At 71.8% G+C, this 18,408-nt stretch carries 17 protein-coding genes and 1 tRNA gene; 13 read left to right on the top strand and 5 right to left on the bottom strand.

The features are described 5' to 3' along the window. Window positions 1-121: 121 nt before the first annotated feature. A complete protein-coding gene (locus JOE55_RS04015) occupies window positions 122-751 on the top strand; it encodes a GtrA family protein (RefSeq protein ID WP_204782107.1) in 630 nt (209 codons plus the stop codon). On the opposite strand, the gene JOE55_RS04010 is transcribed toward JOE55_RS04015, so the two are convergent. Then, window positions 738-1,529: a TIGR03089 family protein gene (locus JOE55_RS04010; RefSeq protein ID WP_204782106.1), complete on the bottom strand. Its 792-nt coding sequence runs from the start codon at window positions 1,527-1,529 to the stop codon at window positions 738-740. The genes JOE55_RS04015 and JOE55_RS04010 overlap by 14 nt on opposite strands. Before the next feature lie 326 nt (window positions 1,530-1,855). On the opposite strand from JOE55_RS04010, the gene JOE55_RS04005 reads away from it, so the two are divergent. The 4 genes from JOE55_RS04005 to JOE55_RS03990 all read left to right on the top strand — a co-directional run bounded on the left by JOE55_RS04005 (window position 1,856) and on the right by JOE55_RS03990 (window position 4,673). Beyond that, window positions 1,856-2,320 (top strand): WhiB family transcriptional regulator, encoded by a 465-nt coding sequence (locus tag JOE55_RS04005; RefSeq protein WP_338125422.1) that lies wholly within the window; start codon window positions 1,856-1,858, stop codon window positions 2,318-2,320. A 50-nt stretch (window positions 2,321-2,370) separates the two neighbouring features. Next, window positions 2,371-3,192, top strand: coding sequence for a DUF3499 family protein (locus tag JOE55_RS04000; RefSeq protein ID WP_204782104.1), 822 nt, complete (start codon window positions 2,371-2,373; stop codon window positions 3,190-3,192). 225 nt (window positions 3,193-3,417) lie between these two features. Next, the gene (locus JOE55_RS03995) at window positions 3,418-3,669 is read left to right on the top strand and encodes a Trm112 family protein (RefSeq protein WP_029643653.1); all 252 of its coding nucleotides are present in this window, start codon (window positions 3,418-3,420) and stop codon (window positions 3,667-3,669) included. Next, on the top strand, window positions 3,666-4,673 hold the full coding sequence (locus JOE55_RS03990; RefSeq protein ID WP_204782103.1) for a lipoprotein intramolecular transacylase Lit: 1,008 nt from the start codon (window positions 3,666-3,668) through the stop codon (window positions 4,671-4,673). Before JOE55_RS03995 ends, JOE55_RS03990 begins: the two co-directional genes overlap by 4 nt. Window positions 4,674-4,745: 72 nt before the next feature. On the opposite strand, the gene JOE55_RS03985 is transcribed toward JOE55_RS03990, so the two are convergent. Further along, window positions 4,746-6,380, bottom strand: coding sequence for a dolichyl-phosphate-mannose--protein mannosyltransferase (locus JOE55_RS03985; protein WP_420870979.1), 1,635 nt, complete (start codon window positions 6,378-6,380; stop codon window positions 4,746-4,748). 47 nt (window positions 6,381-6,427) lie between these two features. Between JOE55_RS03985 and rsmI the strand changes: the two genes are divergently transcribed. From rsmI to JOE55_RS03960, 5 genes are all read left to right on the top strand, one after another. Next, complete coding sequence (rsmI, locus tag JOE55_RS03980; RefSeq protein ID WP_197017352.1) at window positions 6,428-7,327, top strand: 16S rRNA (cytidine(1402)-2'-O)-methyltransferase; 900 nt, start codon at window positions 6,428-6,430, stop codon at window positions 7,325-7,327. A 112-nt stretch (window positions 7,328-7,439) separates the two neighbouring features. Then, window positions 7,440-8,444 carry a TatD family hydrolase gene (locus JOE55_RS03975; protein ID WP_204782102.1) on the top strand — a complete coding sequence of 335 codons (1,005 nt, stop codon included), beginning with the start codon at window positions 7,440-7,442 and terminating at the stop codon, window positions 8,442-8,444. 17 nt (window positions 8,445-8,461) lie between these two features. Next, on the top strand, window positions 8,462-9,451 hold the full coding sequence (rsmA, locus tag JOE55_RS03970) for a 16S rRNA (adenine(1518)-N(6)/adenine(1519)-N(6))-dimethyltransferase RsmA (protein ID WP_204782101.1): 990 nt from the start codon (window positions 8,462-8,464) through the stop codon (window positions 9,449-9,451). Next, window positions 9,448-10,422 carry a GHMP family kinase ATP-binding protein gene (locus JOE55_RS13040; protein WP_204782100.1) on the top strand — a complete coding sequence of 325 codons (975 nt, stop codon included), beginning with the start codon at window positions 9,448-9,450 and terminating at the stop codon, window positions 10,420-10,422. The genes rsmA and JOE55_RS13040 overlap by 4 nt, the downstream gene beginning before the upstream one ends. Before the next feature lie 165 nt (window positions 10,423-10,587). Next, window positions 10,588-11,688: an acyltransferase family protein gene (locus JOE55_RS03960; RefSeq protein WP_204782099.1), complete on the top strand. Its 1,101-nt coding sequence runs from the start codon at window positions 10,588-10,590 to the stop codon at window positions 11,686-11,688. Window positions 11,689-11,694: 6 nt separating this feature from the next. Here the strand turns inward: JOE55_RS03960 and JOE55_RS03955 are convergent, their stop codons facing one another. The 3 genes from JOE55_RS03955 to JOE55_RS03945 form a co-directional block, all read right to left on the bottom strand. Continuing rightward, window positions 11,695-13,044 carry a phosphotransferase gene (locus tag JOE55_RS03955; RefSeq protein WP_204782098.1) on the bottom strand — a complete coding sequence of 450 codons (1,350 nt, stop codon included), beginning with the start codon at window positions 13,042-13,044 and terminating at the stop codon, window positions 11,695-11,697. A gap of 102 nt (window positions 13,045-13,146) precedes the next feature. Next, on the bottom strand, window positions 13,147-13,647 hold the full coding sequence (locus JOE55_RS03950; RefSeq protein WP_204782096.1) for a PaaI family thioesterase: 501 nt from the start codon (window positions 13,645-13,647) through the stop codon (window positions 13,147-13,149). A gap of 28 nt (window positions 13,648-13,675) precedes the next feature. Then, window positions 13,676-15,508, bottom strand: coding sequence for an ABC-F family ATP-binding cassette domain-containing protein (locus JOE55_RS03945; protein ID WP_204782095.1), 1,833 nt, complete (start codon window positions 15,506-15,508; stop codon window positions 13,676-13,678). A 150-nt stretch (window positions 15,509-15,658) separates the two neighbouring features. Here JOE55_RS03945 and JOE55_RS03940 point away from each other — a divergent pair. From JOE55_RS03940 to JOE55_RS03930, 3 genes are all read left to right on the top strand, one after another. Continuing rightward, window positions 15,659-15,731 (top strand) — tRNA-Gln (locus tag JOE55_RS03940). 98 nt (window positions 15,732-15,829) lie between these two features. Further along, complete coding sequence (glmU, locus tag JOE55_RS03935; RefSeq protein WP_204783193.1) at window positions 15,830-17,353, top strand: bifunctional UDP-N-acetylglucosamine diphosphorylase/glucosamine-1-phosphate N-acetyltransferase GlmU; 1,524 nt, start codon at window positions 15,830-15,832, stop codon at window positions 17,351-17,353. Then, window positions 17,350-18,333 (top strand): ribose-phosphate diphosphokinase, encoded by a 984-nt coding sequence (locus tag JOE55_RS03930; protein WP_204782094.1) that lies wholly within the window; start codon window positions 17,350-17,352, stop codon window positions 18,331-18,333. Before glmU ends, JOE55_RS03930 begins: the two co-directional genes overlap by 4 nt. Window positions 18,334-18,408 lie beyond the last annotated feature (75 nt).

Here is an 18,408-nt window from a genome sequence, read left to right as displayed (position 1 = left end):
CGCGGGTCGGGTCGGCTCCCCGCCCGGTTCGCAGTAGTACACTTCTGCAGGCCCTCGTTCCGTTCCGATGCGCGCGACCTGCGCAGCTGCGGGGCCGTCTCGAATCCGGAGTCCTCACGCCATGACCGTTCGCTTCAAAGCCCTCTGGGACCTGTTCATCGCGGAGCTGATGAAGTTCGGGACCGTCGGCGGGCTCGCCTTCTTGGTCAATGCGGCAGTGGTCTGGGTTCTGATGTCGACGGTCCTGCACGACGGCCACCTCAAGGCCAAGGCGATCGCCACGGTCGTGGCCACGATCTTCTCCTGGCTGGCCAACCGCTACTGGACCTTCAAGGACAAGCGACAGGCGGACACCAAGCGGGAGGCCTGGCAGTTCCTGGTCGCCAATGTGATCGGCCTGTCCATCGAGCTGTCTTGCCTGGGTGTGAGCGTCTACGTCCTGGGCCTGACCAGTGAGCTCGCCTCGTTCATCTCCGGCACGATCATCGGCACCGTCCTGGGCACCGTCTTCCGGTACCTGGCCTATCGCTTCTGGGTCTACGCCAAGCCGCTGGACAGCGAGCCGGGCTTCGCTCCCTCGACCGCCTCGGAGATGGCGGCGATCACGGGAAGCCTCCCGGTCGTGGGGCAGGACCGGGCTCGTCGCCGCACCGGCAGCACCGCCCACGGGACCCCGGGCGCCCCGGAGCCGGTCATGGGCGATGACCGGCAGGGCCCGGAGGCAGAGGCCTCGGATCTCAGCTCCAGGTGAGTCCCACGCGCTCGGCGGCCAGATCCCGCTGCAGCGCCTCATCCCGAGGACGATCGCTGAGCACTGCTGTGCCCTCAGCGGCCCAGATCGCCAGCAGTCCCGCCAGAGCATCGCGATCCCAGCCGTCGACGGCCACGTGCACCACCGGGGCGGAGCCCAGCTCGGCGGCCCGGGCCTCGGCCTGGTCCCGCAGCTCGGCGAAGCTCAGAGCCCCGTCGCTCGTCTTGAGGGCGGCATCCGCGTCTGCGGGCCGGCTGGCCCCCGACCACCGGTCGCCGTGGGAGCGGATCTCGGCGCAGTAGTCAATGTCCCCGGGCTCGAGCACCGAGTCATCCGGCAGTCGCATGGCCAGCGCCGGGTAGGCCAGGATCAGACGATCCTCGACCTCCGCCACAGCCGCTGCCGCTGATCCTTCGGGCGAGGGGAGCGCATCGGCTGCCGCGCCGGTGCGATCGAGCAGAGCGCTGAGCCGGACGTCGCCGTCCGTGGGCTCCAGCACCACGCAGGCCCCGGTGCGCCAGGCCGCTGCGGCCAGCACCAGCGTGCGCCAGTGCAGCGCGGGATCCAGGACCACGCGGTCGCCGGGCATCAGGCCCAGATCATCCACCAGGAGGTTCGCGGTCTTGGCGATCCAGTTCTCGCTCACGCGACCGGACAGCTCGACCCGGCCTCCATCGGAGCCGTACCAGACCACGGCCGGAGTGGGGCGCTGGGCCAGGCGGGTCAGCAGACCGGTGATCTCGGCATCCGGTCGGCGTGCATCGGTGCGATCGTCCATGGTGATCCTCTCGACGGGGCTTGGGCGGGGCGGTCTCGCGGGGAGGCGAAGGCAGATCCTGAGTGTGCCGCTGCGGGCATCATTCGAGGTCAGAATGGGGCTCGACGGGGCTTCAGGGGCCTGCGCGCACGAGATCCTCGCTTGACGCAGGACACTTACACACGTGTAATTAAGGCTCCGAGCAGGTGATCTCCCACTGAGGGGAGCTGATCTGCTTCCCCCGCACAGTCTTCGCCGCGATCCTACGGCTCGCGCGTCTTCGCCGCATGAGATGGCGCATGACGCCGCACGAGCCCCACGGATCCTCGCGCACCGGAAGGACCGACATGGCAGAGCCCGCACGAAGTCGCGCAGAGCTGTCCGAGCCCGCCCGCCGCCGCCGCGGCGCCCGCGCAGTGCCGCAGGACTGGTTCCTGGACCCGGTCGACGGCGATTCCGCCTCCGCGGCGCCCGCGCGGCGTCTGAGCGGGCTGTCGGATACGGAGAGCGCGGATTTCCAGGATGCCTCCGAGGTCCCCGGCTCCATCTGGCAGGCCGTGGCCGGCGTCTACGGCGTGGACGACGACGAGGGCGAGCTCACCTGGCAGACCGATGCCCTGTGCGCTCAGACCGATCCCGAGGCCTTCTTCCCGGAGAAGGGCGGCTCGACCCGCGACGCCAAGCGCGTGTGCTCCGCCTGCCCGGTGCGCGATGAGTGCCTGGACTACGCCATGGCCCACGACGAGAAGTTCGGCATCTGGGGCGGGCTCTCCGAGCGCGAGCGCCGTCGTCTGCGCCGCGCCGGGCGCTGACGCGCCCGGATGCCCGGGCGACGGATCGACCGGAGGGTAGCCTTCCTCGAATGAGCACCGCAGAAGCACCGCTGGATCGACTCTGCTCCCGGCAGAGCTGCCGTCGACCCGCGCGGACCACCCTGACGTTCGTGTACTCGGACTCGACCGCTGTCATCGGACCGCTGTCGGTGCATGCGGAGCCGCACGCGTATGACCTGTGCGTTCCGCACGCCCAGCGCATGACCCCTCCGCGCGGCTGGGAGATCGTCCGCCTCGAGGGCATCCCCGACTCCCAGGACGAGGAGGCGCCCGCGGCTCAGCGCGGTGACCTCGTGGCGGATTCCGCGCCGCTGGCGCCGCTGAGCACGCTGCCCGGTGCCGCACGGACCCACGCGCCTGCCGCGGACGCCGGATCGCAGACGCAGAGTCCGCAGGCCGATGACGAGGACGCCGCCGGGGATGATGCCCCGGGGAACCCCTTCGGCTCCGCCTCCAAGGGGTGGGGCCGCAGGCGTCGTTCCCGGCTGAGGGCCGTGAGCTCCTCGGGGCACCAGGAGCCGGCCGAGGAGTCCGTCGAGCACGGCGGCGAGGCATCGTCCTCCGCGCCGGAGGAAGCCCCGGTCGCTGCGATTCCCGAGCACCCGAGCGTGTCGGGCGGGCGCGCGGCTGGGCTGCGCGCCGTCTCCGATCCCGTGCAGGACCGGGAGCCCGTCCAGGGCATCGACGATCCGGGCGAGGAGGGCTCCCTCCACGGCGAGGACGGCGCCTTCGACTCCCTGACGGATGAGATCTTCGCCAGCCACAGCACGGTGTACGTGCCCGCACGCCGAGCAGCGCGCCCCCAGCCCGAGGGGATGCGCCGCCCGCACCTGCGCCGCGGGCGCTCCTGAGCCCGACTCGGGGCCTGACCTGCCCCTACAATGGCCCACGGCGCCCCTCGATGAGGTCGCCTCGACCATGGTCCCCCCAGCCGAAGGCCTCCGCACATGACCAGCGCTCCTGGCTCCGATCCGTCGTCTCGACCCGCAGAAGGCTCGTCCCCTGACGGGACCTCCGAGTCGGATCTCCCCGCATCCGGCTCCACCAGCCGTCCGAGCACGGGACGGCTCCCATGGGTGCAGGATTCCGCTGCTCAGGAGTCGATCGAGCGCGCCCGCCACCGCGGGCGAGGGATCTCCGAGCTCTCCCCGGACCTGCTCGAGATCCTGCGCTGCCCGCTGACCCGCGGTCGGCTGCTGCCCCTCGACGAGCATCACCTCATGAGCGAGCTTCCGCACCTGGAGGGGATCCACCCCGTCTACGAGATCACCGACGGCATCCCGCATCTGCTGCCCGCTCAGGCGATGGCGGACCGAGGGCCCCGGTGAGCCGGTCGCGTCCGGCTCGCCCCCAGCAGCCGCTGACCTCCGGAGCGCAGTGGGCCCACCTGGGCCCGGCGGTCTCCGCGCAGAGCAGTTCCGAGCAGCTGGCCTCCTCCGGGTGGCCTGACGCTTCACGCGCGGCGGACGGCTCGACGAGCGGGCCCGTCGAGCCCTGGAGCGATGCTGGTCGGCAGAACGTCTCCCCGCACTCCGCCGAGCAGCCCCGCACACATGATCGATCGGAGCCGGAGTCTCCGGGCCTCGGCAGCACGGCGCATGCGCCCGAGGCCCGTTCGGGCGGCTCCCGTCGAGCGGAGGAGCAGGGCGGGCGACTGGGCGCACTGGGGGTGCTGACCCGCGTGCTCGTGGCACTGGCGGTGCCGCTGTCGCTGCTGGTGGTGAGCATCCGCCTGGTGGCCACGCCGCTGTTCCTGTGGATCGAGTACCACCGCCCGGGCTTCCCCGAGGATCCCTACGGGTTCCAGGCCGAGGACCGCATGATCCTGGGCTCCCACGGCATGGACTACGTCCTCAACTGGGCCCCGGGGCCGTTCCTGGGGGAGGTGCGCACCTCGTCCGGGCGGCCATGGTTCACGCCGGAGGAGGTCTCCCACATGACCGACGTGAAGTGGGTCCTGCAGATCGGCCTGTGGGCGGGGGCCGTGGTCGTCCTGGCGGCACTCGTGCTGGGCCTGCTGCGCCGCCGCGACCGCGACGGCCTGCTCACCTCCGTGGCCGTGGGCGGCTGGCTGACCGTGATCGCCGCCGCAGCTCTGGCGGTGGGGGCGGCACTGGGCTGGCAGCAGTTCTTCGCGGGGTTCCACTCCCTGTTCTTCTCCGATGGCACCTGGACGTTCTCGAACGCCGACACCCTGATCCGGCTCTACCCCACGCAGTTCTGGATGGACGCGGCGGGGACGATCGCCGTGATCACCGTGTGCGGCTCGGTGCTGGCCGCAGTCCTGGCGCAGCGGGCCCGTTCGGGTCGGCCCGGGCGTCGTCGGGCTTGATCCAGCAGACCCGGCAGACGAGGAGTCCCGCAGGAGCGCACAGCGCACCTGCGGGGCTCCGTCCTCCTCCGCTCAGATCCAATTGTCGAACCACATGCGGGCCCGCCAGTGGTCGTAGGGCAGGACCTGGGCGCTCCACAGGGGCCAGAAGAACACGGCCAGAGCCAGCACCGCGCACAGCCACAGGCCCACCACGATCCAGCCGATCCGCGCCGGCCACGGCCGTGTGTGCGGCCCCGGCAGCAGCAGCCCGGCCACTCCGGCCAGGACGAGGACCAGGAACGGCAGGTAGGGCAGGGCGTAGAAGAAGAACTTGGTGCGCTCCGGGTACATCAGCCACGGCAGCCACCCGACCGCGATCAGGCTCAGCAGGCTCGCCATGCGCCAGTCGCGGCGCACCGCCACGACCACGACGGCCACGACGAGAGCGATGAGGCCCGCCCACCAGATCCCGGGGTTGCCCTGGTTGAAGATCTGCTGCGAGCACTTGGCGGCCTCGCAGCCGGACTGGCCCTGGCCCAGGGACTCGTAGAAGTACGACGTCGGCCGGCCCAGGAACATCCAGTCCCACGGCTGGGACATGTAGGTGTGCTCGGAGGAGAGCCCCTGATGGAAGTCGTAGGCGGAGACGTGGTACTCCCACAGCGAGCGCAGCGGGGCCGGAAGCCACTGCGGGCCGTCGTCGGGGTGCTCGGCGGCCCACTGCCTGCGGTAGCCGCCGGTGGAGCGGAACCAGCCCGTCCAGGTGGCCAGGTACACCGCCAGCGCCACGGGGATCATGGACAGGAAGGCCGGGATGCCGTCGCGCAGCAGCCCCGACGGCAGCCAGAGCCTCACACCAGCGGCGCGCCGTGCCGTGAGGTCCCAGATCACCGTGAGCAGGCCCAGGGCGGCCACGAAGTAGAGGGCGTTCCACTTCACGGCCACGGCGAGCCCGCAGGAGACGCCGGCGGCGATCCGCCACCAGCGCACGCCGAGCCCGAGGCCCCAGCGGACGCTCCGGGCGCTCATCCGTCGGGCCAGGCGCTTTCGGGCGTCCTGGCGGTCGAGCAGCAGCAGCACGAAGGCCAGCAGGACGAACAGCGCCAGGAAGATATCCAGCAGGGCCAGGCGCGAATGGGCGATGTGCAGCCCGTCGACGGACAGCGCCAGCCCGGCGATGGCCGAGACGATGGGGGAGCGGAACAGCAGGGCGGCGGCGATCACCACCAGCACGATCATCAGCGTCCCCGCCACGGCGGAGGAGAAGCGCCAGCCGAAGGCATCGCCGGCGCCGAAGAGACGCATGCCCAGCCCGATCAGGATCTTGCCCAGCGGCGGATGCACCGCATAGGAGGGCGCCTCCAGCGGCTCGGGAGGGGTTCCGGCGGCGAAGCCGGCATCGGCGTCGTCGGGCCACTCGCGCTCGTAGCCCGAGAGCATGATCGCCCAGGAGTCCTTGACGTAGTAGGTCTCGTCGAAGGCGATGTCCTGCGGCTGTCCCAGGTGCCAGAAGCGCAGGAAGGCCCCCAGCAGGATGCTCAGCAGCGGCAGCAGCCACAGCCGGGACAGGCTCAGCGGCGTGCGCGGCAGAAGCCGTTCACGCAGCTCGGCCTCCGTGGGCGCGGACCGGCGCGGAGTCCAGGCGGCCGAGTCGAGGACGGCCATCGAGGTCGTGGGAGGACGGGCCGGCGGCGGCGCTGAGTGCGAGGGGGACACGGAGATCATGCTAGGGGAAGCGAATGCCCGTGAGCCCCGGGATCTACAGTGGTCCGGTGAGCACCGATCGCAACGCCCCCGCTGACCGCCACGACTCCGCTCGGATCGCGGGGCTGCCCCAGGGCGGCTGCCTGGTCCTGGCCGCCACCCCGATCGGCAACCTGGGCGATGCCTCCGACCGGCTGAAGGCCGCCCTGTCCATCGCCGACGTCGTCGCTGCGGAGGACACGCGCCGCACCCGTCGTCTGGCCTCGGGACTGGGGATCGAGATCACGGGACGGCTGGTGGCTCATCACGAGCACAACGAGGAGTCCAGCTCCCAGCAGCTGCTCGACGAGGTGCGCAGCGGCTCGATGGTCGTGGTGGTCTCCGACGCAGGCATGCCGACCGTCTCCGATCCCGGCTACCGGGTCGCGGCCGCCGCCGCTGCCCAGGACCTGCCGGTCACGTCGCTGCCGGGTCCGTCGGCCGTGCTCACGGCGCTCGCGGTCTCGGGGCTGCCCAGTGACCGCTTCGCCTTCGAGGGCTTCCTGCCGCGCAAGCCCGGGGCCCGTTCCGCGCATCTGGCGGAGCTGGCCGGGGAGAAGCGCACGATGGTCTTCTATGAGGCCCCGCACCGGATCGCGGCGATGATCGAGGCGATGGCCGAGGCCTTCGGCCCGGAGCGTCCTGCGGCCATCGCCCGCGAGCTGACCAAGGTCTACGAGGAGGTCCTGCGCGGGAGCCTGGGCGAGCTGCACGAGCGGATCCGCGAGGACGGTCTGCGCGGGGAGATCGTCGTGGTGGTCCAGGGAGCTCCGGCAGCCGAGCCTGAGGAGGCTGCGGATCTGGTGGGACTGGTGGAGCAGGAGGTCGCACGCGGGACCCGGCTCAAGGACGCCGCCGGTCAGATCGCCGCCGCGCACGGAGTCTCGAGGCGGGATCTCTACGAGGCGGTGCTCGCCGCTCGGTCCTGACGCGCACCGCCATCACTCGCCGCCCGGAGCCCTCGGAGATGACCGGGCCATCGGACCGGTGGGTGCGCTGTGGGGCCGATAGGCGTCGGGGCGGCGGGCTAGCCTGGACGGGATGAGAACCTCCCGCCTGAACCAGACGCTGTGGCCGGATCCCGCCCAGCGCCCCGCGACCGTCCCCGGGCAGACCCCGGAGGCCTACCGGCCCGAGCACTACGAGCTGCCCGAGGACGAGGCCTCGGGGCCGGGCACGCGTCGCCGGGGCGAGTCGGCGGAGTCCGGGCACAAGCGCGACCTGAGCTTCCCCGAGGCCCCCGAGCCGCTGCCCGTGCCCATCGTGGACAACCACACGCACATCGACATCCAGGACGGCCGGGTGCACATCGGCATCCCGGATGCCCTGGACGTCGCCGAGGACCTCGGCATCCGGGGGATCGTGCAGGTCGGCTGCGACCTCCCGTCGTCGCGCTGGGCGGTGGAGGCCGCCGAAGCGGACGAGCGGATCCTGGCCGCCGTGGCGATCCACCCCAACGACGCTCCCGGGCTGGCGCAGAAGGGCGAGCTCCAGGACGCCCTGTCGGTGCTGGACGAGCTCGCCGGGCATGAGCGCACGCGGGCCATCGGAGAGACCGGGCTGGACTACTTCCGCACCGGCAAGGACCACCACGAGCTGCAGCACGAGTCCTTCCGCGAGCACATCCGCCTGGCCAAGGAGCACGGGCTGGCCATGCAGATCCACGACCGCGACGCCCACGACGACGTCGTGCGGATCCTGCTCGAGGAGGGCGCCCCGGAGCGCACGGTCTTCCACTGCTTCTCCGGCGATGCCGAGCTGGCCCGGATCTGCAACGAGCACGGCTGGTACATGTCCTTCGCGGGCACGGTGACCTTCAAGAACTCCCACGGTGTCCAGGCGGGGCTGCGGGAAGCTCGGCCCGAGCTGGTCATGGTCGAGACCGACGCCCCGTTCCTCACCCCGCACCCCTACCGCGGTCGGCCGAACGCGTCGTACCTGGCGGTGCAGACGGCGCGCTGGATCGCCGAGCATCTCGAGACGCCCCTCGAGCAGCTGTGCGAGCGGGTGGATCGCACCTCGCGCGAGGTCTACGGCGAGCACTGAGCCGCTCGGCCGATAGCATGTCGGACGTGCAGAGCCCTGATGCCCCGGAACCCGCCGTCCTCCCGCTGCTCGGCCCCGCCGAGATCCGGGAGCTGGCCGAGGCCGCCGGCATCCGCCCCACCAAGACCCTGGGGCAGAACTTCGTGATCGACCCGAACACGATCCGCCGGATCGTCGCCGCCGCGCGGCTGGACGCCGGCCACGACGACGGCCCCGTCGACACCGTCCTGGAGGTCGGCCCGGGTCTCGGCTCGCTGACGCTAGGGCTGCTGGATGCCGCGCAGCACGTGGTCGCGGTGGAGATCGATCCGCCCCTGGCCGAGCGGCTGCCGCACACCGTCGCCCGCTTCCGCCCGGAGTCCGTCGAGCGCCTCGAGGTCGTGCTGGCCGATGCCCTGCAGGTCGACTCTCTGCCGCGGCAGCCGCAGGCGCTCGTGGCCAACCTGCCGTACAACGTGGCCGTGCCGGTCCTGCTGAACCTGCTCGCCCGCTTCCCCTCGATCCGCCAGGGGCTGGTTATGGTCCAGGACGAGGTCGCCGACCGCCTGGCGGCCCGCCCCGGCTCCAAGGTCTACGGGGTCCCCTCGGTCAAGGCGTCCTGGCACGCCGAGGTGGTCAAGGCCGGGGTGATCGGCACCCAGGTCTTCTGGCCGGCGCCGCGGATCAGCTCGGGGCTGGTGCGCTTCCGCCGCCGCGCCGAGCCGCTGGCGCGCATCGGTGCAGCCGAGGCCCTGGGCCTGACCGGAGCGGCGGGGGAGGCCGCCGAGCGCGACGCCGTCTTCGCCGTGGTGGATGCCGCCTTCGCCCAGCGCCGCAAGACCCTGCGCGCCGCGCTGTCGGGATGGGCAGGATCCGGAGCGCTCGCCGAGGAGATCCTGGTCGAGGCGGGGATCGCCCCGTCCGAGCGCGGCGAGAAGCTCGACGTGCTGGGCTTCGCGCGCATCGCCGCAGCCGGTGCCGCCCGCGGCATCATCGGCGGGCCGCGCAGCTCGAAGGAGTCGCTGTGAGCGTCCCGGTCCAGGCCACGGCCCCAGGCAAGGTCAATCTCTGCTTCCGGGTGGGCCCGCCGCGCGCCGACGGCTATCACCCGGTGGCCAGCCTGTACGCCGCCGTGGATCAGCTCGAGACCGTGCAGCTCGAGCTGGACCCTCAGCGCCCTGCCGGGGCGGTGGACTGCCAGCTGCAGGTGGTCGCAGGCTCCCTGGTGGCTCAGCAGGAGGCCGTCGGCGCGTTCGATCGCGGTCTCGTGCCGCTGGATGAGCGCAATCTGGCGGTGCGCGCGGCACAGGCCGTGCTGGCCGAGGCGCCCGCCCTGTCCGGCGGGCTCGTGCTGCGCATCGCCAAGGCCGTGCCGGTGGCCGGCGGCATGGGCGGCGGCTCCGCCGATGCCGCGGCGGCGCTGAGCGCGGCCGCGCGGCTCGTCGAGCGCGAGACCGGCCACGCGATCGCCCACGACCGGCTACTGGAGATCGGGGCGGGCCTGGGCGCCGACGTCCCGTTCGCCATGACGGGGGGAGCGGCCGTCGGAACCGGCACCGGCACCGAGCTGCGCGCCGTGCCGGTGCGCGCTCCGTGGCACGGGGTGCTGGTGGCCGATACCGGTGCGCTGTCCACGCCGGAGGTCTTTGCGACGCTGGACCTCATGCGCGCCGACGGCGTCCTGCCGGTGCCTGCCCCGTCCGAACTCGAGGTGCCCGCGCAGCTGCTGCGCGCCCTGGCCGAGGGGGAACCGGCCGCGGGGGCCGAAGCCGTGGCCAACGACCTGCAGGGCCCTGCGCTGCAGATGTCCCCGCAGCTGCAGCATCGCCTCGTCGAGCTCGAGCAGCTGGGTGCCCGGGCCATGGTCTCCGGATCCGGGCCCACCCTCGTCGCGCTGCCCCGGGATCCCGGCGCTGACCGGGGTGCTGGGGCCTCGAGCGCGCTGGCCGGTCAGCTGCGCGAGCGCGGCCTGTGCTCGGTGGCCTGCGCCATCGGCTGAGCACGGGCTCTGCGCCGGCGGCAGATGCCTGCAGGCGCATGCGTCCGCGCCACTGCGGGGGACAGCCGGGCGAGCCTGGTGCTCTCGGGTGCGACCGGGGGCGCATCATGGCAGATCGGCCGGACTGCGCGCGGGGGCGAGCAGTCGACAGCTTCAGGGGGATGCATGGCACGCAGCACCACGGCCGCCGCGGCGGCGGACAGCGGGACGACGGAGGGATCCACGGCCGGGCCGGGGCGGCAGCGGTGGATCGATACGGTCAAGGGGACCGCGATCGTGCTGGTGGTGCTCGGGCATGCCTACGGGCTGCAGCAGGACTACGGCTGGGAGGCCCACTGGCTGTGGAATGACCTCAACATCCTGCTCGGTCTGTGGCGCATGCCGGTGTTCATGCTCGTGGCGGGCTTCTTCGTCGTGCGCTCGCTCGAGAAGTACGGCACGCAGTACTGGCGCCGACGCCCGCTGAACATGCTGTGGCTGTTCGCGGTGTGGACGGTCGTGTTCGCTGCGGTGTACCCGCTGATCGGCGCCGTCACCCCCGGGCTGAGCCCCGGTGAGAAGCTCGGGGAGTGGCTCCACGAGACGCTGAGCTTCGACTCCTACCTCTGGTTCCTGATGGCCCTGGCGGTCTACTACAGCCTGCAGGCCGTGGTGGGGCCCCGCCCTCGCCTTGCCGTGGTCCTGGTGGCGCTGGTGCTCTACGTGATCTTCGTGCCGGGGCTGCTGGACAAGGTCTCCTGGGGCAGCAACGAGGTCCCCAAGCACTGGCTGTTCTTCCTGGCCGGGGCCTGGGGCAGCACCGCCATTCGCGCTCGCGTGCCCAGGATCTCGCCGTGGCAGGGCCTCGGCTGGTGCGCCGCCTTCGCGGTCTCGCTGCTGCTGTGGATGCCCACGCGCGACGTCCCCGTCCTGGAGCACTTCACGGCCGCCGTGCCCCCGCTGCTGGGCATTCCCGCCGGACTGTGGCTGCTGCATCTTCTCGACGGCCGCCGCGGCATGGGCTGGGCGCGTCGGACCGGGGCGCAGAGCCTGCCGATCTACGTGCTGCACCCGCTGATCCTGCAGCTGGTGCTCGGTGCGATGATGCGCGTGAGCTGGCCTGAGCCTGTGTCCACGCTGATGCTCTGGGCGGGCCCTGTCGTGCTGACGACGGCGACCGTCGTCCTGGCCCTGGTCATCCACCGGGCCACCGTCTCGGTGCCGCTGTTGTGGGCACTGCCGCAGCCGGCCGATCCGCCGGTCTCGCGCGGTCGCCACGCGGTCTGAGGCGGCTCAGACCTCCTGCGCGGCGCGCAGCGCCTGCCGGGACTGCTGCAGGCGCCGCGCCGCGGCCTCCTGACCTCCCCGACGGGCGGCCGAGGAGACCAGGGAGAGCAGGACGCCGCTGACGCGCACGCGCAGGGACGCGGGATCCACGATGCCGTCGAAGGTCTCGAGCACCGGCGCGATCGACGGCGCGGAGAGGGGAGCGCGGTCGTCCCGGGGGTCGCCCAGCTGCGCGCAGCGGTGCGCCAGATAGCAGGCCAGGTCATCGTCCAGCCGACCCGGACCCACGGAATCGAGATCCAGCAGGCCCGTGATCGGCCCCAGGGACGGCTCCAGCACTCGGGGCCCCACCATGACGTTGCCGGCGTGGAAGTCACCGTGGCTCGGGACCAGGTCAGCGTCCTCGCAAGCGCACCGCGCGGCATCCACCGCCTCCGCGTGGGCGAGCACCTCCTCGGCCGATCCCGGCAGGGAGGCCGCAGCTGAGCGCGCGTAGTCCAGGACGCGATCCGTCCACGACGGACGCCGGGCCAGGTCCATGACCGAGCACGGAAGCCGGTCCAGCAGGGCGAGCAGATGCTCCGCCTGCAGCGGCGATTCCGGGTGGTCGTGTCGCTTCCGCGAGGCGGGGTGCCCCGGAACGTGCGCCAGCAGCACGCCGCCGTCGCCGGAGACCGCCAGGGGCTGGGGCACCGGGACGCCCGCCTCCCAGAGGCTGAGGTGGCGCTGCACGAGCTCGTGCTGACGGGCAGGCCGCACGACCTTGAGCCAAGCGGCGGGGTCGTTGAGTCCGTCGGCGTCCAGGCGCAGCACGGCGCGCCGGGTGGGGCGATAGGACAGCGGCGCCGGAGACAGCGCCTCTGGATCCGGCAGGCCCAGTCCCAGGCTCGGATCCAGCAGAGATGTGGAGCTGCGAAGCCCCGGCAGCCAGGGGTCCTCGGGCCACAGCCACCCGATCAGGGCGCAGCCTTCGGCCTCCACCGCGACGGGGCCGGGGTCGCCCCAGGAGGAGTCCGAGCCCGACTTCGGCAGCGCCGGCATGGCCCCGGTCGACAGGCACGCGACGACCTCGTCGGGCTCCTGCGAGGGCAGCCTGCCGGGCCATGAGCTCCCGTCCGGAGGGTCGTGGCGCAGCCGCAGCGCGTAGACGCCGGTGACTCCGGCCCCCGGCCGGTGATGCAGCCCGATCCGCCGCCACGGCCTGGCCTCTGCGCTCGTGGACAGCCGACGCCGCCCGAGCGCCAGTCCGTGGGCGGCCAGCACGGAGTCCAGGGCCCGACGCAGACCGGAGCCGCGCAGCACCTCGACGGCCGCCAGCTCCGCGGCGACGCCGTCGGCGGGTGGGGCAGGGACCACGTCGTCTCCCCTCGGGATCTCAAGCCGGCGGCATCCTCACCGCGCGATGTCCCCGACGATAGCCCGAGGGATGTGCAGGAGCCCGCAGCCGTCGGGGATCGCTCAGCGGATGACCAGGCAGGTGGTCGTCGCGTGGGCGATGAGACGGCCGTTCTCGTCGTGCACTCGGCCTTCAGCCGTGGCGGTGCGCCCGCCCACGTGGATCGTGGTGCCCTCGGCGCGCAGCCGCATGCCCTTCAGGGAGGCGGCGCGAATGTAGTTCACTTTCAGCTCGAGCGTGGTGTAGCTCACGCCGGCCTCCAGTTCGCTGTGCACCGCGCAGCCCATCACCGAGTCCAGCAGGGTCGCCGCGATCCCGCCGTGGACGGTGCCCAGCGGGTTCGCGAAGTCCGGCTGGGAGGTCACGGACATCACCACGCGGCCCGCCTCGACCTCATCGAAGCTCATCCCGAGCAGCCGGCGGATCGACGGGACGGCGTCGGAATCGTGGTCCTTGAGCCAGCGCAGGGTCTCCAGGCCGGTCATTGCGGACCAGTCCGGGCCCTGTGCCTCTGCGGCGACCTGTGCGGCACCGGTCGTCTCGGCGGGTTCTCCCGTGGTCATGATCCGTTCCTCTCGTCGTGGGGCCGCGTCAGCCCTCCAGCTGCTCGGAGAGCTCGAGCCAGCGCATCTCGAGCTCGTCGATCTCGTCCTTGGCCGCGTTCATGCGGGCGGTGATCTCGCCCAGGCCCTCGAAGTCGGTCTGGTCGTGATCGGCCAGCTCCTGCTCCCGGTCCGCCACCGTCTCGCGCAGCTTGGACAGCTTGCGCTCGATCGACCCGACCTCCTTCTGCATGGCCCGGGACTCGGCCCCGGACAGCGAGGAGCCCTGCGAGCCGGAGGAGGCGGCCATGGGGTTCGACTCGGAGGTCTGCAGGGCGGAGCCGTCGGCCAGGCGCAGGTACTCGTCCACGCCGCCGGGCAGGTGCCGGAGGCGGCCGTCCAGCACGGCGTACTGCTGATCGGTGACGCGCTCGAGGAGGTAGCGGTCGTGGGAGACGACCAGCAGGGTGCCGGGCCAGGTGTCCAGCAGGTCCTCCATGGCCGCGAGCATGTCCGTGTCGAGGTCGTTGGAGGGCTCATCCAGCACCAGGACGTTGGGCTCCTCGAGCAGGATCAGCAGCAGCTGCAGGCGCCGCTTCTGCCCGCCGGAGAGATCCTTCACGGGCGTGGCCAGGTGCTCGTTGGTGAAGCCCAGCCGCTCGAGCAGTTGCCCGGGCGTCATCTCCTTGCCGCCGGTCACGTAGGAGCTCCGGTAGCGCCCGACCACATCCGAGACGCGGTCCTCGGCGACCTCCTCGAGCTCGCGCAGCTGCTGGGTCAGCACGGCCAGCTTCACGGTCTTGCCCCGCGTGACGGTTCCGGAGGTGGGCTGGACGTCGCCGGTGACGAGTCCCAGAAGAGTGGACTTGCCGGCGCCGTTGCGGCCCAGGATGCCGGTGCGCTCGCCGGGGGCGATCAGCCACGTCACGTCCTTGAGCACCGTGTGCTCGCCGGCCTCCCGGTGGCCGGTCTCCTCGTCGTCGTGGGCCCCGGTGTAGGTGACCCAGGCATCCTCGATGTCGACCACGCGCTTGCCCAGCCGCGAGACGGCCATCCGCGACAGCTCCACGGTGTCGCGCGGCGGCGGGACATCGGAGATCAGCTCGTTGGCCGCCTCGATGCGGAACTTGGGCTTGGAGGTTCGGGCAGGGGCGCCGCGGCGCAGCCAGGCCAGCTCCTTCTTCATGAGGTTCTGCCGCTTGGCCTCGGTCACAGCGGCTTGTCGGTCGCGCTCGACGCGCTGCAGGACGTAGGCCGCATAGCCGCCCTCGAAGGGATCGACGATCCGGTCGTGGACCTCCCAGGTGGCGGTGGAGACCTCGTCCAGGAACCAGCGGTCGTGGGTGACCACCACGAGCCCGCCCTGGGACTTGGGCCACCGCGAGTTCAGATGCCGGGCCAGCCAGGTGATGCCGTCGACGTCGAGGTGGTTGGTGGGCTCGTCCAGGAACAGCACATCCCACTCCTGGGCCAGCAGCGCGGCCAGGGCGGTGCGGCGGCGCTGGCCGCCGGAGAGCTCGCCCACCGGCGCGTCCCAGTCCAGATCGGCCACGAGCCCGCCGATGACGTCGCGCACCTTGGGATCGCCGGCCCATTCGTGCTCGGGACGATCCCCGACGACGGCCTGACCGACTGTCAGCGACGGATCCAGGACGTCCGCCTGGTCGAGCATCCCGATCCGGGTCCCGGAGCGCGAGGTCACGCGTCCCTGATCAGGGTCGATCCGTCCTGCGAGGACCTTCATGAGGGTCGATTTGCCGTCGCCGTTGCGCCCGACGATGCCGATGCGGTCGCCGGCGTCGATGCCGACCGTCACGCCCTCCAGGACCGTGCGGGTGGGAAAGGACAGGTGCAGGTTCTCCCCGCCGAGTAGATGAGCCATGATCCGCTCAGCCTATCGGCCGCGGCGGACGCCGGAGGGCCCGCGGCATCACCAGGAGCCTGAGTGCCGACTGGTAGTGTGGGCCAGCACGCGCGGTGCCCGCGGCAGCCGCGAGAGAAGCGGTCCCGCACCTGCCGCGCCACGGTGCGATCCGCCTTGGTGTAATTGGCAGCACCCCGGCCTTTGGAGCCGTGGAGTCTAGGTTCGAACCCTAGAGGCGGAACCGACGGGACGCGGCAGCCCACCGACTCGTCCCGCCCCCTCGACATCCCATCCCAGAGGAGCACGACAGTCGTGAGCACAACGGAATCCGCCGGGGCGATGGTGCCGCCGGCCGCAGTGATCGTCCTGGCCGCGGGCAAGGGCACGCGGATGAAGTCCAAGACTCCCAAGATCCTGCACGAGATCTGCGGGCGCTCCATGGTCGAGCACTCCTTGGCGGCGGCGCGCTCGCTGGACCCGCAGCGCCTGGCCGTCGTGGTCCGACACGACCGGGACCGCGTGGCCCAGCACGTCCTGGCCTTCGACCCGGAGGCGATCATCGCCGATCAGTCCGAGGTCCCGGGCACCGGCTCCGCCGTGCTGGCCGGACTCGAGGCCCTGGACGCCCAGCACCGGGTCGAGGGCACCGTGGTGGTCACCTACGGCGACGTCCCCCTGCTGACCCCGGACACGCTGGCCGATCTGGTGCGCACCCACCAGGACAACGGCAGCGCGGTCACGGTGCTCACCGCCCAGCACCCCGAGCCCGGCAAGTACGGGCGCATCCTGCGCGATGCCGACGGCTCCTTCGCCGATATCCGCGAGTTCAAGGACGCGACCGAGGCCGAGCGCGCGGTCGCCGAGATCAACTCGGGGATCTTCGCCTTCGACGCCGACGTCCTGCGGGACTCGCTCGCCGCGGTCACCACGGACAACGCCCAGGGCGAGATGTACCTGACCGACGTCCCCCGCATCGCCCGCGAGGCCGGCGGCCGCGTGGACGCCGCGCTCATGGAGGACTACATGGAGCTGGAGGGTGCCAACGACCGTGCGGCGCTGGCCGAGCTCGGCCGGCACCTCAACCAGGTCACGGTGCGCCGCCACCTGCTCAATGGCGTGACCGTCGTGGACCCGGCGAGCACCTGGATCGACGTCGAGGTCGCGATCGGGCAGGACGCCACGATCCTGCCGAACACGCAGCTGCACGGCGTCACCTCGATCGGCGAGGACGCAGTCGTGGGCCCGGACACCACCCTGGACGACGTCCAGGTCGGCCGCGGGGCCGAGGTCGTGCGCACGCACGGCTCGGACTCCCGGATCGGCGCCGGCGCCTCGGTGGGCCCGTTCGCCTACCTGCGCCCGGCCACGGAGCTGGGTGCCGACGGCAAGATCGGCACGTTCGTGGAGACCAAGAACTCCACGATCGGCGAGGGCTCCAAGGTCCCGCACCTGTCCTATGTGGGCGATGCCACCATCGGCGCCGGCTCCAACATCGGCGCCGCCTCCGTGTTCGTGAACTACGACGGCGTGAACAAGCACCGCACCACGATCGGCGATCACGTCCGCATGGGCTCGGACAACATGTACGTGGCCCCCGTGACGGTCGGCGACGGCGCCTACTCGGGTGCGTCCACCACCGTGCGCAAGGACGTACCGGCAGGGGCCCTGGCGCTGACCGAGGGCCGTGCTGTGATCGTGGAGGGCTGGGTCGAGCAGCACCGCGCCGGCACCGCAGCCGCGGAGGCCTCGGCACGGGCCCGCACGGGTTCAGCTGAGTCTGGTACAACCGAAGGCACGTCCGCGGGGCAGACCGCGGACGGCACCGCGTCGGCCCGTGAGGCCGGAGAAAGCGAGTCACGATGACCGGGATCCTCAACAACGGATCGAGCCGCCTCGTCCTGCTCTCGGGCCGGGCGCACCTCCCGCTGGCTGAGGACGTCGCGCGCGAGCTCGGCACGGAGCTCGTGCCGACCGACGCCTACGACTTCGCCAACGGCGAGACCTACGTGCGCTTCAGCGAGTCCGTGCGCGGCGCCGACGCCTTCCTGATCCAGTCCCACCCGGCGCCGATCAACCACTGGATCATGGAGCAGCTGCTCATGCTGGACTCGCTCAAGCGGGCCTCGGCGAACTCGATCACCGTGGTCTCGCCCTTCTACCCGTACGCCCGCCAGGACAAGAAGCACCAGGGCCGCGAGCCCATCTCCGCTCGCCTGATCTCGGATCTGTACAAGACGGCGGGCGCCGACCGCCTGATGTCCGTGGACCTGCACACCGCCCAGATCCAGGGCTTCTTCGACGGCCCCGTCGACCACCTCATGGCCATCCCGATCCTGGCCGATCACGTGCGCACGCTCGTGGACGACGTCGACAACGTCACCGTGGTCTCCCCGGACACCGGGCGCGTGCGCGTGGCCGAGCAGTGGGCCGAGCGCATGGGCGGCTCGCCGCTGGCCTTCGTGCACAAGACCCGCGACATCACCGTCCCCAACCAGGCGGTCTCCAAGGAGGTCGTCGGCCAGGTCGCCGGACGGACCTGTGTGCTGATCGACGACATGATCGACACCGCCGGCACGATCGCCGGCGCGGTGAAGGTCCTGAAGGCCGCAGGAGCCAAGGACGTCATCATCGCCGCGACCCACGCGGTGTTCTCGGACCCGGCGGTCGAGCGCCTGGAGAGCTGCGGCGCCCGCAAGGTCGTGGTCACCGACACCCTGCCCGTCCCGCCGGAGCACCGCTTCGAGGGCCTCGAGGTCCTCTCGATCGCCCCTCTGCTGGCTCGGGCCATCCAGGAGGTCTTCGAGGACGGCTCGGTCACCAGCCTGTTCAACGGCCGCTCCTGACACCCGGCTGCCGCCGATCCTGAGATCGCCGCGGCGGACAGACGACGACGCCCTCGCTTTCGCACGGAAGCGAGG

The organism is Kocuria palustris, from assembly GCF_016907795.1.
Lineage (GTDB): Bacteria > Actinomycetota > Actinomycetes > Actinomycetales > Micrococcaceae > Kocuria > Kocuria palustris.
Note: the sequence above shows the minus strand (reverse complement) of the source record. Positions and strands in the feature narration are given on the sequence as shown.